At 74.9% G+C, this 13,299-nt stretch carries 11 protein-coding genes and 1 pseudogene; 10 read left to right on the top strand and 2 right to left on the bottom strand.

What is annotated here, in order from left to right; genetic code table 11:
• Nucleotides 1-49 precede the first annotated feature (49 nt).
• Nucleotides 50-2,623, bottom strand: coding sequence for a valine--tRNA ligase (valS, locus tag PV341_RS37915; protein WP_500360199.1), 2,574 nt, complete (start codon nucleotides 2,621-2,623; stop codon nucleotides 50-52).
• 106 nt (nucleotides 2,624-2,729) lie between these two features.
• On the opposite strand from valS, the gene PV341_RS37910 reads away from it, so the two are divergent.
• Entirely contained in the window at nucleotides 2,730-3,209 is a 480-nt protein-coding gene (locus tag PV341_RS37910; RefSeq protein ID WP_500360198.1) for a MarR family winged helix-turn-helix transcriptional regulator, read from the top strand.
• Between the two features lie 9 nt (nucleotides 3,210-3,218).
• Nucleotides 3,219-3,674 carry a universal stress protein gene (locus PV341_RS37905; protein ID WP_500323170.1) on the top strand — a complete coding sequence of 152 codons (456 nt, stop codon included), beginning with the start codon at nucleotides 3,219-3,221 and terminating at the stop codon, nucleotides 3,672-3,674.
• A gap of 21 nt (nucleotides 3,675-3,695) precedes the next feature.
• On the opposite strand, the gene PV341_RS37900 is transcribed toward PV341_RS37905, so the two are convergent.
• Entirely contained in the window at nucleotides 3,696-4,655 is a 960-nt protein-coding gene (locus PV341_RS37900; protein ID WP_500323169.1) for an NADP-dependent oxidoreductase, read from the bottom strand.
• Nucleotides 4,656-4,870: 215 nt separating this feature from the next.
• Between PV341_RS37900 and trxA the strand changes: the two genes are divergently transcribed.
• From trxA to PV341_RS37860, 8 genes and pseudogenes are all read left to right on the top strand, one after another.
• Nucleotides 4,871-5,254 (top strand): thioredoxin, encoded by a 384-nt coding sequence (gene trxA, locus PV341_RS37895; RefSeq protein ID WP_499515391.1) that lies wholly within the window; start codon nucleotides 4,871-4,873, stop codon nucleotides 5,252-5,254.
• A gap of 33 nt (nucleotides 5,255-5,287) precedes the next feature.
• Nucleotides 5,288-6,958 (top strand): AMP-binding protein, encoded by a 1,671-nt coding sequence (locus PV341_RS37890; protein WP_500360197.1) that lies wholly within the window; start codon nucleotides 5,288-5,290, stop codon nucleotides 6,956-6,958.
• A 222-nt stretch (nucleotides 6,959-7,180) separates the two neighbouring features.
• Nucleotides 7,181-7,768 carry an endonuclease gene (locus PV341_RS37885; protein WP_500323402.1) on the top strand — a complete coding sequence of 196 codons (588 nt, stop codon included), beginning with the start codon at nucleotides 7,181-7,183 and terminating at the stop codon, nucleotides 7,766-7,768.
• Between the two features lie 226 nt (nucleotides 7,769-7,994).
• Nucleotides 7,995-9,272, top strand: coding sequence for an ergothioneine biosynthesis glutamate--cysteine ligase EgtA (egtA, locus tag PV341_RS37880; RefSeq protein WP_500360195.1), 1,278 nt, complete (start codon nucleotides 7,995-7,997; stop codon nucleotides 9,270-9,272).
• Nucleotides 9,269-10,600 carry an ergothioneine biosynthesis protein EgtB gene (egtB, locus tag PV341_RS37875; RefSeq protein WP_500323164.1) on the top strand — a complete coding sequence of 444 codons (1,332 nt, stop codon included), beginning with the start codon at nucleotides 9,269-9,271 and terminating at the stop codon, nucleotides 10,598-10,600. Before egtA ends, egtB begins: the two co-directional genes overlap by 4 nt.
• A 31-nt stretch (nucleotides 10,601-10,631) precedes the next feature.
• The gene (egtC, locus tag PV341_RS37870) at nucleotides 10,632-11,387 is read left to right on the top strand and encodes an ergothioneine biosynthesis protein EgtC (RefSeq protein WP_500323163.1); all 756 of its coding nucleotides are present in this window, start codon (nucleotides 10,632-10,634) and stop codon (nucleotides 11,385-11,387) included.
• Complete coding sequence (gene egtD / locus PV341_RS37865) at nucleotides 11,384-12,346, top strand: L-histidine N(alpha)-methyltransferase (protein WP_500360194.1); 963 nt, start codon at nucleotides 11,384-11,386, stop codon at nucleotides 12,344-12,346. The genes egtC and egtD overlap by 4 nt, the downstream gene beginning before the upstream one ends.
• Nucleotides 12,347-12,478: 132 nt before the next feature.
• Nucleotides 12,479-13,299, top strand: a pseudogene (locus PV341_RS37860) (FUSC family protein); the annotation flags it as partial.

Genomic DNA, 13,299 nt, shown 5'->3' with positions numbered 1-13,299 from the left:
GCCCTGAACGCCTGCGACGTGGCGGGCGGGCCCGCCACGTCGCAGGCGTTCAGGGCGAGTCCGGGAGGCGCACCTCGTACGCCAGGGCGTCGCCGGCCGCCGGGACGCGTTCCACCGCCGCCGCGCGGGCCGCGGCGCGGACGTCGTCCTCGGTCAGGGCGAGGAGCGACAGCTGCGGGGCCGGGCCGGTGACGACGAGCCGGGCGACCTCCGCCCGCATCGACAGCCGCGCCTCGGACTTGGCCTTGCGGACCGCGGTGATCGCGTCGCGGGCGGTGGCCAGGACGCGCGGGTCGCCGTCGCCGGCGAGCGCCCGCAGGGCGTCCGCGTCGGGCCATTCGGCGCGGTGGACCGAGCCCTCGCGCCACCACGACCAGACCTCCTCGGTGACGAACGGCAGGAAGGGCGCGAACAGCCGCAGCAGGACCGACAGGGCGGTGGACAGCGTCGCGAGGGCGGAGGTGTCGCCGTCGTACGCGCGGCCCTTGACCAGTTCGACGTAGTCGTCGCAGAAGTCCCAGAAGAAGGACTCCACGCGTTCCAGGGCGCGGGCGTGGTCGAAGTCCTCCAGGGCGTCGGTGGCGGCGCGGACGGTCGACGCGAGGGCCGCGAGGAGGGCGCGGTCCAGCGGCGCGGCGACCGCCGGTGCGGCGCCGTCCACGACCGCGCCGGAGGTGACCGCGCCGGAGGTGACAACGAAGCGGCCGACGTTGAGGACCTTGGTGGCCAGGCGGCGGCCGATCTTCATCTGCCCGGTGTCGAAGGCGGTGTCCGTGCCCGGCCGGGCGGCGGCCGCCCAGTAGCGGACGGCGTCGGAGCCGTGCTGCTCCAGCAGGTCGCCCGGGGTGACCGCCTTGCCCCGGGACTTGGACATCTTCTTGCGGTCCGGGTCGAGGATCCAGCCGGAGATCGCGGCGTGCCGCCACGGCAGCACGCCCTGCTCGGCGTGGGCGCGGACGATGCTGCCGAACAGCCAGGTGCGGATGATCTCGTGGGCCTGCGGCCGCAGGTCCATCGGGAAGACCTTGGCGAACAGTTCGTCGTCGGTGCCCCATCCGGCGGCGATCTGCGGGGTGAGCGACGACGTCGCCCAGGTGTCCATGACGTCCGGGTCGCCGGTGAACCCGCCGGGCGCGCCGCGCTGCTCCTCGCGGTAGCCGTCGGGGACGTCGGTGCCGGGGTCGACGGGCAGCGCCGACTCGTCGGGGACCAGCGGCCTGCCGTGGACGGGCTCGCCGGCCTCGTCGAGCGGGTACCAGACGGGGACGGGGACGCCGAAGTACCGCTGGCGGCTGATCAGCCAGTCGCCGTTGAGCCCTTCGACCCAGCTCTCGTAGCGGACGCGCATGTGCTCCGGGTGCCAGCGCAGTTCGCGGCCCCGCTCCAGCAGCCGGTCGCGCAGGGCCTCGTCGCGGCCGCCGTTGCGCAGGTACCACTGGCGGGTGGTGACGATCTCCAGCGGCCGGTCGCCCTTCTCGTAGAACTTGACGGCGTGGACGACCGGTTCGGGCTCGCCCTCCAGGTCGCCGCGCTCGCGCAGCATCCCCACCAGCCGCTCGCGGCCGGTGTGCGCGGTGGCGCCGGCCAGCTCTCCGTACGCCTCACGGGCCTGCGCCGTCCGCAGGGCGGCCGGCGGCGCGGGCAGGAAGCGTCCGTCGCGGCCGAGGACCGGGCGGGTGGGCAGCCGCAGTTCGCGCCACCAGGTGACGTCGGTGGTGTCGCCGAAGGTGCAGATCATGGCGATGCCGGTGCCCTTGTCCGGGTCGGCGAGCCGGTGGGCGTGGACGGGGACCTCGACGCCGAAGACCGGGGTCGTGACGCTCGTGCCGATCAGCTCCCGGTAACGCTCGTCGTCGGGGTGCGCGACCAGGGCGACGCAGGCGGGGAGGAGTTCCGGCCGGGTGGTGGCGACGACGACCCGGCCGCCGCCGGGGCGGTGGAAGGCCAGCCGGTGGTAGGCGCCGGGCCGTTCGCGGTCCTCCAGCTCCGCCTGGGCGACGGCGGTGCGGAAGGTGGTGTCCCACAGGGTGGGTGCCTCGGCCGTGTAGGCCTCGCCGCGCGCCAGGTTGCGCAGGAAGGCGCGCTGGGAGGCGGCGCGCGAACGGGCGCCGACGGTCTGGTACGTGAGCGTCCAGTCGACCGACAGGCCCAGGCGGCGCCAGAGTTGCTCGAAGGCCTTCTCGTCCTCGGCGGTGAGGGCCTCGCACAGTTCGATGAAGTTCCGCCGCGAGACGGACTGCTGGTGACTGCCGGGGCGCTCGGGCGGGGTGAAGCCGGGGTCGTACGGGAGCGAGGGGTCGCAGCGGACCCCGTGGTGGTTCTGGACCCGGCGCTCGGTGGGCAGGCCGTTGTCGTCCCAGCCCATGGGGTAGAAGACGGTCTGCCCGCGCATGCGCCGGTAGCGGGCGACGGTGTCGGTGTGGGTGTACGAGAAGACGTGGCCGATGTGGAGCGATCCGCTGGCCGTGGGCGGCGGGGTGTCGATAGAGAAGATCTCCTCGCGCGGCCGCGACCGGTCGAAGCGGTGTACGCCCGACTCGTCCCAGCGCCGCGACCATTTCGCTTCGAGCCCGTCGAGGGAGGGCTTGCCGGGGACGTCGTGGTGACGGGACGGGAGGTTCATGCCGTCCCATGGTAGGCAAGCGGGCCCCCGCGGCCGACCGATTTACCCGCCCGATCGTTCGTGTCACCGATGATTCGGTAACGGACCTTTTTGCTAGGCTCGGACCATGGGTCCCACGTTTTCCGCGCCCGACTTCACCGGGCTGCTGCAGTACGCCAGCCACGCCATGACGAACCGGCTGGCGGCGGCGCTGGCCGAGGTCGGGCTCACCCCCCGCGGGTACTGCGTGCTGCTGCACGCGCTGCCCGGGGAGCTGACGCAGGCTCAACTGGCCGAGGTCTCCCAGCAGGACAAGACCACGATGGTGGTCACCATGGACGAGCTGGAGCGGGCCGGCCTCGCCGAGCGGCACCCCTCCCCCACGGACCGCCGGGCCCGCATCATCACCGTCACCGCGGCGGGCCGGGAGCTCGTCGACCTCGGCAGGGAGATCACCGCCCGCGTCCACGGCGACCTGCTGGCGGCCCTTCCCCAGGACGAACGGGCGGTCTTCGCCTCCGCGCTGCAGCGGCTGGTGGACGGCCATCTCGCCGCGGGCGCGGATTCCCCGCGTCCGGTACGGCGCGCGCGGCAGTCCCGCAAGTAGGCTCGGAACGTGAGCGACAAGGCGGCTTTCGAGCGGGGCACGGACGGTCCCAAGGTGATCGTGGCGGGACTGGACGGATCGGAGTCGTCGTGGCGCGCCGCGGCGTACGCGGCGGGGCTGGCGCGGCGCCAGAGGGCGCTGCTGGCGATCGTGTACGTGCAGCCGGTCCTGGCGGCGGGGGCCGCCTTCGGCGCGCCGGTCGCGGAGGCGACCGCCGAGATCGCCGACGAGCTCAAGGCGGAGATAGAGAAGGCCGCTTCCCGTTTCCAGTCGGTGTCCAGTCTGCGCTGGGAGTTCCACACCTTCACGGGCGACCCGTTCAGCGGGCTGTCCCAGGCCTCCGACGAGCTCAAGGCCGACGCGGTCGTGGTCGGCGCCTCCGAGAAGGCCGGGCACCGGATCGTGGGCTCGGTGGCGGTGCGGCTGGTCAAGGCGGGCCGCTGGCCGGTGACGGTCGTCCCGTAGGCCCTCGCCCGCCTTGTGCGGTCAGGCCCCGTCGGCGACGTGGATGACGACCTTGCCGCGCCGGTGCTCGTGCTCCAGCGCCTCGTAGGCGGCGCGGGTCTCGGCGAGCGGCACCACGCGGTCGACCCGCGGGGTGAGCTTGCCGCCGTCGATGAGCCGGGAGACCGCCTCCAGGCCCGTCCGGTCCGGCTCGACGACGAAGAAGACGCCACGGGCGCCGTGCGCGCGGGCGCTCTCCTCGTCCGGCGGGGACACGATGCTCACCAGCAGCCCGCCGGGGCGCAGCACCGACCAGGAGCGGTCCTGCGTGGCGCCGCCGACGGCGTCGAAGACGACGTCCACGTCCGCCACCTCGTCCTCGAAGCGGCTGCCGGCGTAGTCGACGACCCGCTCCGCGCCCAGTCCGGCGACGAATCCCGCGTCGCGCGCGGCGGCGGTCGCCGTGACCCGCGCGCCGAGCGCGGCGGCGATCTGGACGGCGAAGGAGCCGACGCCTCCCGCCGCGCCGTGGACCAGCACGTGCCGGCCCGGGGTGACCCCTGCGTGCCGGGCGAGCGCCTGCCAGACGGTGAGCGCGGCGAGCGGGACCGAGGCGGCCGTGTCGTGGTCGAGACGCCGGGGCTTGGCGGCCAGGATGCCCGCGGGGAGGGTGACGAACTCGGCCGCGGCACCGTCGTGGACGAAGGGGATCAGTGCGTAGACGGCGTCCCCGACCCTCGGGGTGATCACCCCGGGGCCCACCCCGGCGACCACGCCGGAGACCTCGTGCGAGGGGATCGTGGGGGTGCGGTCGCGGCCCGAGCCGTCGAAGCTGTCGGTCCAGGTCGCGTCCCAGCCGAGCTCCCCGGCCGTCACGGAGGCCGCCCGCACCGCCACCAGCGCCTCACCCGCGTCCGGCTCGGGCCGGGGCACGGTCTCGTAGCGGAGCTGTTCGGGCCCGCCGCGCCGATGCGCCCGTACGGCGTGCATCGTCGTCACCATCGGCCGCTCCCGTGGGTCGCCCCCGCGTCTGACCGGCGGGGGCGACGGACGTCCCCGCTCCCTCCAGCATCCGGCCCCGCCCGGCTCCCGGCATCCCGTTCCGTGGGGCGACGGGGGGACGCGCCGGGAGGGCGGCGTTCGGAATAGCGCAGCGCTGCCCTCGGTTACGGTCAGTGGGTCCCGACCGACGGCACCCGGAAGCAGGTAAGGGAAGCATGAGCACTGTTGAGCTCACCAAGGACAACTTCGACGAGGTCGTGGGCAACAACGACTTCGTCCTGATCGACTTCTGGGCGTCCTGGTGCGGCCCGTGCCGGATGTTCGCCCCCGTCTACGAGTCGGCCGCGGAGAAGAACACCGACCTCGTGTTCGGCAAGGTCGACACGGAGGCGCAGCCCGAGCTGGCCGCCGCGTTCCAGATCCAGTCCATCCCGACGCTGATGATCATCCGCGACAAGGTGGCCATCTTCTCCCAGCCCGGCGCGCTGCCCGCACCCGCGTTCGAGGACCTGATCAAGCAGGCACGTGACCTGGACATGGACGAGGTCCGCAAGTCCATCGCCGAACAGGGCGCGGACCAGGAGGCCCCGAAGGCCTGACATCTGACGAGGCGTCAGCTATGGTACGGCCGTATGGGGTGCACCATGGCGGAGCTCGTCGAGGGCCAGTGGGGCGATCGGCGCCCCGGGCTGCTGTACGGGGAGCGCAGGCTCAGCCGCCATGACGTGGCGGCCGCTTCCGCCGCCCGCGCCGCGCTCCTGGCCGACCTGCTGCCGCACGGCGCCGAGCCGCACGTCGGGGTGCTCCTGGGCAACGTCCCGGAGTTCCCGCTGTGGCTCGGCGCCGCGGCGTGTGCGGGGGCCGCCGTGGTGGGGGTCAACCCGACCCGGCGCGGTGCGGAACTGGCCCGGGACATCACACACACCGAGTGCGCGCTGCTGGTCACCGAGCGCGCGCACCTGCCCTTGCTGCGCGGTCTCGCGCTCCCCCTCCCCCGGGAGCGGATCCTGGTCGTGGACGACCCGGCGTACGCGGCGCTGCTGCGCCGGTACGAGGACGCCGGTCCGCCGCGCGGCGGCCGGATACGCCCCGGTTCCCGGCTCCTGCTCTACTTCACCTCCGGCTCGACCGGCGCCCCCAAGGCCGTGGTCGTCTCCCAGGGCAGGCTCGCCGACGCGGGAGCCTCCCTCAGCGGCTCCCTGGGCCTCGGACCGGACGACGTCCACTACCTGTGCATGCCGCTCTTCCACGGCAACGCCGTGATGGCCGGCTGGGCACCCGCCCTCGCGGGCGGCGGCGCGGTCGCGCTGCGCCGGTCCTTCTCCGCCTCCCGCTTCCTGCCGGACGTACGCGCCTACGGGGCCACGTACTTCACCTACGTCGGGCGGGCCGTGCAGTACCTGCTCGCCACCCCCGAGCGCCCCGACGACCGCGACCACCGCCTGCGCCGGGGCTTCGGCACCGAGGCCGGGGCGGTCGACGCGGCCCGGTTCGCGGAGCGCTTCGGCGTGCCCCTCACCGAGGGGTACGGCTCCTCCGAAGGCGGAGCCGCCATCCAGCGCTCCCCCGGCACGCCGCCCGGCGCGGTCGGGCGCGCCGCTCCCGGAGCCGACCTCGCCGTGGTGGACCCGGCGACCGGCGCCGAGCGGCCCCGCGCGGTCCTCGACGCGGCGGGGCGGCTGCTCAACGGCGACGAGGCGATCGGCGAGCTCGTCAACCGCGGGTCCTCCCGCTTCGAGGGGTACTGGCGCAACCCCGAGGCGGTCGCCGCGCGCACCCGCGACGGCTGGTACTGGACCGGCGACCTCTTCTTCCGGGACACCGAGGGCTGGTTCCACTTCGCGGGCCGCGCCGACGACCGGCTGCGCGTGGACGGCGAGAACCTCGCCGCCGCCGTCGTGGAGAACGTCCTGGCCCGCTTCCCCGCCGCCGCGGCCGTCGCCGTGTACGCCGTCCCCGACCCCGTCTCGGGCGACCAGGTGATGGCGGCCCTGGCCCTCCGCGAGGGCGCCGCCTTCGACCCCGGCGCCTTCGCCGCGTTCCTGGCGGCGCAGGCGGACCTCAGCACGAAGTCGGCCCCCCGCTTCGTACGGGTCGTGCCGCGCATGCCGGTCACCGCCACCAACAAGGTGCGGCGCGCCGCCCTGCGCCGTGAGGGCTTCCGCTGTCCCGACCCCGTGTGGTGGTCCCCGCCCGGCGAGGGACCCTGCGGCGCGGCGTACCGCCGCTTCACCGCCGCGGACCTCGCCTCGCTGCTGGAGCGCTACCGCACCCAGGACCGCGCCGGGCTCCTGGACCGCTGAGCCCACCGCCCGGACCCGCACCCTCGGGCAGCCGTTTCATGCCGGTCCGTCCGGGAACACGCACCCCATGCGCCACGACCAGCTCCGGCCGCCGCGCCGGGCACTGCGCACGGGAACGGGCCCTACGTGACCGCCGGCCGGAGTACGGAGAACGCCCGGGACGTGCGGGACGCCCGGGCGACGGTGCGGGCGCTGCTGGCGGCGCACGGCGAGACGTACGCCATGGAGGCGGGCATCCGGTTGCGCGACACCCCGCAACCGCTCTACCAGTTGCTCGTCCTCGCGATGCTGCTCGGTGCCCGCATCCGCACGCGGACGGCGATCGCAGCGGCCCGCGCCCTGTTCGCGGCGGGGCTGCGCAACCCCGCCGCGACGGCCGGCGCGACCTGGCAGCGGAGACGGGACGTGCTGGACGAGGGCGGCTACCGCCGGTACGACGAGCGGACCGCGACCCGGCTCGGCGACGCGGCGCAGTTGCTGCTGGACCGGTACGGCGGCGACCTGCGCAAGGCCCGCGCGGCGGCCGACGGGGACGCGGAGCGGCTGTGCCGGCTGCTGCGGGAGGTACCCGGCATCGGCCCGGTCGGGGCGGGCTTCTTCCTGCGGGAGGTGCAGGCGGTGTGGCCGGAATTCGCCCCCGCCTTCGACGGGAAGGTGCTCCAGGGTGCGCAGCGGCTGGAGCTCCCCGGCACGGCCGGCGAGCTGGCGGAGCTGGTCCCGGAGGGCGAGGAGGCCGTCCTGGCCGCGGCGCTGGTGCGCGCCGCGGTGGACCGGAAGATCGTCGGGGAAGTCCTGACATCCACGCTCTGACCTGCACAGACGCGCTTTGGAGATGCGGGCCGCCAGGTCGCGGTCCACGCTTGATTCGGACCGGACGGCAGGGGCCGCCCTCGACTCGGGTGTCATCTGCCGTCCCTCGGCCGTTCGTCCGGGGCGCTCTTGAGCGGCCCGCACCGAAGGGCTTAGGTGGTACGGACACCGCCCGGCCGTGGCCGGGCGGGACACGGAAAGCCGCCTTCGACGGGAGGTCCCGGCCATGCCCGGCACCAGCCAGCGGATGGAGACATCCGAACCGATCACCGAGACAGCAGCGGAGGAACACATCCAGGGCATCTGTTTCAAGACCGGCCCGCCGCGCCGCATAGGCGTGGAACTGGAATGGTTCCTCCACGACCCGCACGACCCGGCCCGCCCGGTGGGACGCGCACGGCTCGGCGCCGCCGTCGCCGCACTGCACGACCTGTACCTCCGCTCCCGGCTCACGACCGAGCCCGGCGGCCAGCTGGAGCTGAGCTCGCTGCCCGCCCCCTCACTCACCGCGTGCGTCAACGCCGCGGCCGCCGACCTCCACTCCGTACGCCACCGGCTCCGCCGGGAGGGCCTGGCCCTGGCGGGCCACGGCCACGACCCCTGGCGCCGGCCCCGCAGGCTGCTGGACGAGCCCCGGTACGCGGCGATGGAGACGTACTTCGACCGCTCAGGACCCGCGGGCCGGTCCATGATGTGCTCCACGGCCTCCGTCCAGGTCTGCCTGGACTCGGGTACGGAGGAGCCGGGCCCCTTCGGACTCGGCAGACGCTGGCTGCTGGCGCACCTGCTGGGCGCGGTCCTGGTCGCGGCGTTCGCCAACTCGCCGCTCAGCGCGGGCCGTCCGACCGGCTGGCGGTCCACGCGGCAGGCGGTGTGGGCCGCCCTGGACCCGGGGCGCACCCTCGCCCCGCCCACCGGGGCCGACCCGCGGACGGCCTGGACCGCCTACGCCCTGGACGCCCCGGTGCTGTGCATCCGCGGCGACCAGGCACCCTGGGCGGTGCCCGACGGGCTCACCTTCCGCGACTGGATCCGTGACGGGTCGTACCGGCCTCCCACCGCCGCCGACCTGGACTACCACCTGTCGACGCTGTTCCCGCCGGTGCGGCCACGCGGCTACCTCGAACTGCGCATGATCGACGCGCAGTCGGGGCGGGACGGCTGGATCGTGCCGCTGGCCGTGGCCGTGGCGCTCTTCGACGACGCCGCCGCCTCCGAGGTCGCCTACCGGGCGGTGAAGCCGCTCGCCGACGCGGCGGGCCGGGACCCGGCGCCGCGCAACCCGCTGTGGCGGCGCGCCGCCCGGCACGGCCTGGCCGACCCCGAACTCCACGCCACCGCCATGACCTGCTTCGCCGCCGCCCGTGAGGCCCTGCCCCGGCTCGGCGCGGACCAGGCCGTCCAGCAGGCGGTGGACGACTTCACCGAGCGCTACGTCCAGCGTGGCCGCTGTCCCGCCGACGACATGCTCGACGCCTTCCTACGCAAGGAGAGCCGCACGTGACCGCACCCGCGCTCGACCCCGAGACCCTGCGCCGGCGGGCGCTGGACGCCCTGACCACCGCGCGCGACCGCACCCGGGCGCTCACCACCTGCGTCGACGACCACGAACTCGCCGCGCAGCACTCCCCGTTGATGTCGCCCCTGGTCTGGGACCTGGCCCACATCGGCAACCAGGAGGAGCAGTGGCTGCTGCGGAACGTCGGCGGCCGTGAGGCCCTCCGCCCCGACATCGACCCGATCTACGACGCCTTCGAGCACCCGCGCTCGGAACGGCCCACGCTGCCGCTGCTGCCGCCCGCGGAGGCGCACGCGTACGCGGCCGAGGTCCGCGGGCGCGTGCTGGACATCCTGGAGCGGGCACCGCTGCACGGCACGCCGCTGACCGACGCGGCCTTCGCCTTCGGCATGATCGCCCAGCACGAACAGCAGCACGACGAGACGATGCTGATCACCCATCAGCTGCGCCGCGGCCCGGCGGCACTGACCGCGCCCCCGCCGCCGCCCGCACCCGCGGACGCGGCGTTCCTGCCGGCCGAGGTTCTGGTCCCCGGCGGTCCGTTCACCATGGGCACCTCGGCCGAGCCGTGGGCGCTGGACAACGAACGTCCCTCGCACGTGCGCGAGGTGGCGCCGTTCTTCATCGACACCGTGCCGGTGAGCAACGGCGCGTACCTCGCCTTCATCGAGGACGGCGGCTATGGGGACGAGCGCTGGTGGACCCCGGCGGGCTGGGCGCACGTCCGCGAGCACGGGCTGTCCGCCCCGTTGTTCTGGCACCGGGAGGGCGGTACGTGGCTGCGCCGCCGCTTCGGGGTGACCGAGCCGGTGCCGCGCGAGGAGCCCGTGCTGCACGTGTGCTGGTACGAGGCCGACGCGTACGCCCGCTGGGCAGGACGCCGGCTGCCCACCGAGACGGAGTGGGAGAAGGCGGCCCGGCACGACCCGGGGAGCGGCCGCTCCCGCCGCTACCCGTGGGGCGACGCCGACCCCGGCCCGGAGCACGCCAACCTCGGGCAGCGGCACCTGCGGCCGGCCCCGGTGGGCAGCTACCCGGCCGGCGCCTCGCCGCTGGGCGTACGGCAGCTGGTCGGCGACGTGTGGGAGTGGACGGCGAGCGACTTCCTGCCCTACCCGGGCTTCGCCCCGTTCCCGTACAAGGAGTACTCGGAGGTCTTCTTCGGCCCCGACCACAAGGTGCTGCGCGGCGGTTCCTTCGCCGTGGACCAGGTGGCCTGCCGGGGCACGTTCCGCAACTGGGACTACCCGATCCGGCGGCAGATCTTCTCCGGTTTCCGCACCGCCCGCGACGCCCGCCCGGAGCAGGTGTGAGCGCCGCCCCGAACAGACGGGGGCGCGGCTGATGTGCCGGCACCTGGCGTACGTCGGGCCGCCCGTCGCGCTCCGCGAACTCGTCATCGACCCGCCGCACTCGCTGTACCGCCAGTCGTGGGCGCCACGCCGGCAGAAGTACGGCACGGTCAACGCCGACGGCTTCGGGCTCGGCTGGTACGCGGACGGGGATCCGCTGCCCGCGCGCTACCGGCGCTCCGGGCCGGTGTGGGACGACCCGTCCTTCGCCGACGTGTGCCGGGTGACGCGCTCCGGAGCGCTGCTCGGCGCGGTCCGCGACATCACGGAGGGCTCGGTGGCCGACGAGTCCGCCGCCGCGCCGTACACGGCGGGCCGCTGGCTGTTCAGCCACAACGGCGCGCTGCGCGGCTGGCCGCACTCGGTCGCCGAGGCGGCCCGCACGCTGCCCCCCGAGGAGCTGCTGACCTTGGAGGCGCGCTGCGACTCCGCCCTGGCCTGGGCGCTGACCCTGCACCGGCTGCGCGCCGGCGCCGCGGCGGACGAGGCGCTCGCCGACACCGTCGGCCGGCTGGCCGCACTGACCCCCGACTCACGGCTCAACTTCCTGCTGACCGATGGCCGGGCGATCGCCGGTACCGCCTGGGGCGACACGCTCTGGTACCTGGACACGCCCGGCCGCTCCCTCGTCGTGGCCTCCGAGCCGTACGACGACAGTCCGCGCTGGACCGAGGTCCCCGACCGCCACCTGCTGTACGGCGATCCCACCGAGGTCCTGCTGATCCCGCTCAAGGAGCCGCACCTGTGAGCCCGTTCACCCTCACCCGCACCCTGCCCGCCGACGCCACCGCGGCCGCGCTGCGCGCCGACGTGGCGTACGGGCTGACCCGCAGCCCCAAGCAGCTCCCGCCCAAGTGGTTCTACGACGCCCGCGGCAGCGAGCTGTTCGAGAAGATCACCCGGCTGCCCGAGTACTACCCGACCCGCGCCGAACGCGAGATCCTGCACGCGAGGGCGCCGGAGATCGCCAAGGCGACCGGCGCCCGCACCCTCGTCGAGCTGGGCTCCGGCTCCTCGGAGAAGACCCGGCTGCTCATCGGCGCGCTGGGCGCACCGCTGACGTACGTGCCGATCGACGTCAGCGAGTCCGCGCTCAGGGGGGCCGGCGACGCCTTGCTCGCCGACCACCGGGAGCTGACCGTGCACGCGCTCGTCGCCGACTTCCAGCACGGCCTGACCCTCCCCGGGACTCCCGGGCCGCGGCTGGTCGCCTTCCTCGGCGGCACGATCGGCAACCTGCTGCCGCAGGAGCGGGCCCGTTTCCTCTCCTCGGTCCGGGCCCTGCTCTCCCAGGGCGACGCGCTGCTGCTCGGCACCGACCTGGTCAAGGACGAGGCGACGCTGGTGGCGGCGTACGACGACGCGCAGGGGGTCACGGCCGCCTTCAACAAGAACGTCCTGTCGGTCATCGACCGCGAGCTCGGCGCGGACTTCCACCCCGACGACTTCGACCACCTCGCCGTGTGGGACCGCGAGCAGGAGTGGATCGAGATGCGTCTGCGGGCGCGCGCGGACGTGACCGTGAAGGTCCCCGCGCTCGACCTGTCCGTGGACTTCGCCCGCGGCGAGGAGATGCGCACCGAGGTCTCCGCCAAGTTCCGCGAGGAGGGCGTGCGGGCCGAGCTGGCCGCCGCCGGTCTCGCCCTGCGGCACTGGTGGACGGACGCCGAGGGGCGGTTCGCGCTGTCGCTGGCGTTCCCCGCCTGATCCGCGCGGGTCCGCGGTGGCCGGTCCCGGAACGGGGCCGGCCACCGCGTTCGTCCCCGGTCCGTCCGGGTCCGTCCGAGCCGGCCGTCCGGGATATCTTTCACGAGTAAAACATCTGCTAAGCTTTCTCGTATGCCCGGTTTCCCCCTCCCCGTCCGCGGCGCCTTCCGGCTCCGCTCCGTCCAGGACCTCTGGCACCGCCGGGCCCTCAGCGTCGTCGTCGCCGTGGGCCTGGTCGAGGTGACGCTGCTGGCCCTGGGGCGGCTGGACCTGGTGCTGTACGCCGCCGGCGGCGGACTGTGCGCCCTGTACGCGCACGGGCTGCCCTTCGCCGCCCGGGCCCGGACGCTCGCCCTGGTCGTCCTGGGCATGGCCGCCGGGGCCGGGGTGGCGCTGGCCACCGCCGCGCTGACCGAGTCGACGCCGGTCCGGGTGGCGGTGGCCGCCCTGCTCGCGGCGGTGCACAAGGTGGTGTGCGACGCGACACGGATCGGGCCGCCCGGGAACGTGATCTTCACCTTCGTGGCGGCGAGCGCGGCCTTCGTCCCGCAGGCCCTCGGGCAGGTGCCCGCACACACCGGGCTGGTGCTGCTCGGCGGGGCCGTCGCCTGGCTGGTGTGCATGGCCCCGGTGCTCGTGCGGCCGCACGCCCCCGAGCGCACCGCCGTCGCGCGGGCCCTGGAGGTCCGGGCCCGCGCGCTGACCGACGGGGGCACCCCCGGCAGCCGGCACGAGGCCACCCTCGCGGTGCACACGGCCTGGCACACCCTGCGGGCGGCCCGGACCACCGTCCATCTGGTGGGCCTGGAGCGGCTGCTGGCACGCGCCGAGGCCGCCGAGCCGGCCGACGCGGACCGGCTCACCGAGTGGGCCCGCACCCTGCGCCGTACCCGTACCCTGCCGGACCCCGGCCCCGCCCGGCCGGTCCGGGTGCCGACGGAAGGGGCGGGGCG

Origin of the sequence: Streptomyces sp. PA03-1a (assembly GCF_033792805.1) — a bacterium.
In the GTDB taxonomy this organism is placed as follows: domain Bacteria; phylum Actinomycetota; class Actinomycetes; order Streptomycetales; family Streptomycetaceae; genus Actinacidiphila.
The sequence above is the reverse complement of the archived record's forward strand: the minus strand, read 5'-3'. Positions and strand labels throughout refer to the sequence as shown.

Bases quoted from the DNA above. Each gene is read 5' to 3' on its own strand.
- valS (WP_500360199.1), bottom strand. From the start codon at position 2,623: ATGAACCTCCCGTCCCGTCACCACGACGTCCCCGGCAAGCCCTCCCTC.
- trxA (WP_499515391.1), top strand. From the start codon at position 4,871: ATGAGCACTGTTGAGCTCACCAAGGACAACTTCGACGAGGTCGTGGGC.
- PV341_RS37885 (WP_500323402.1), top strand. From the start codon at position 7,181: ATGGAGGCGGGCATCCGGTTGCGCGACACCCCGCAACCGCTCTACCAG.
- PV341_RS37910 (WP_500360198.1), top strand. From the start codon at position 2,730: ATGGGTCCCACGTTTTCCGCGCCCGACTTCACCGGGCTGCTGCAGTAC.
- egtC (WP_500323163.1), top strand. From the start codon at position 10,632: ATGTGCCGGCACCTGGCGTACGTCGGGCCGCCCGTCGCGCTCCGCGAA.
- PV341_RS37890 (WP_500360197.1), top strand. From the start codon at position 5,288: ATGGGGTGCACCATGGCGGAGCTCGTCGAGGGCCAGTGGGGCGATCGG.
- PV341_RS37900 (WP_500323169.1), bottom strand. From the start codon at position 4,655: ATGGTGACGACGATGCACGCCGTACGGGCGCATCGGCGCGGCGGGCCC.
- egtA (WP_500360195.1), top strand. From the start codon at position 7,995: ATGCCCGGCACCAGCCAGCGGATGGAGACATCCGAACCGATCACCGAG.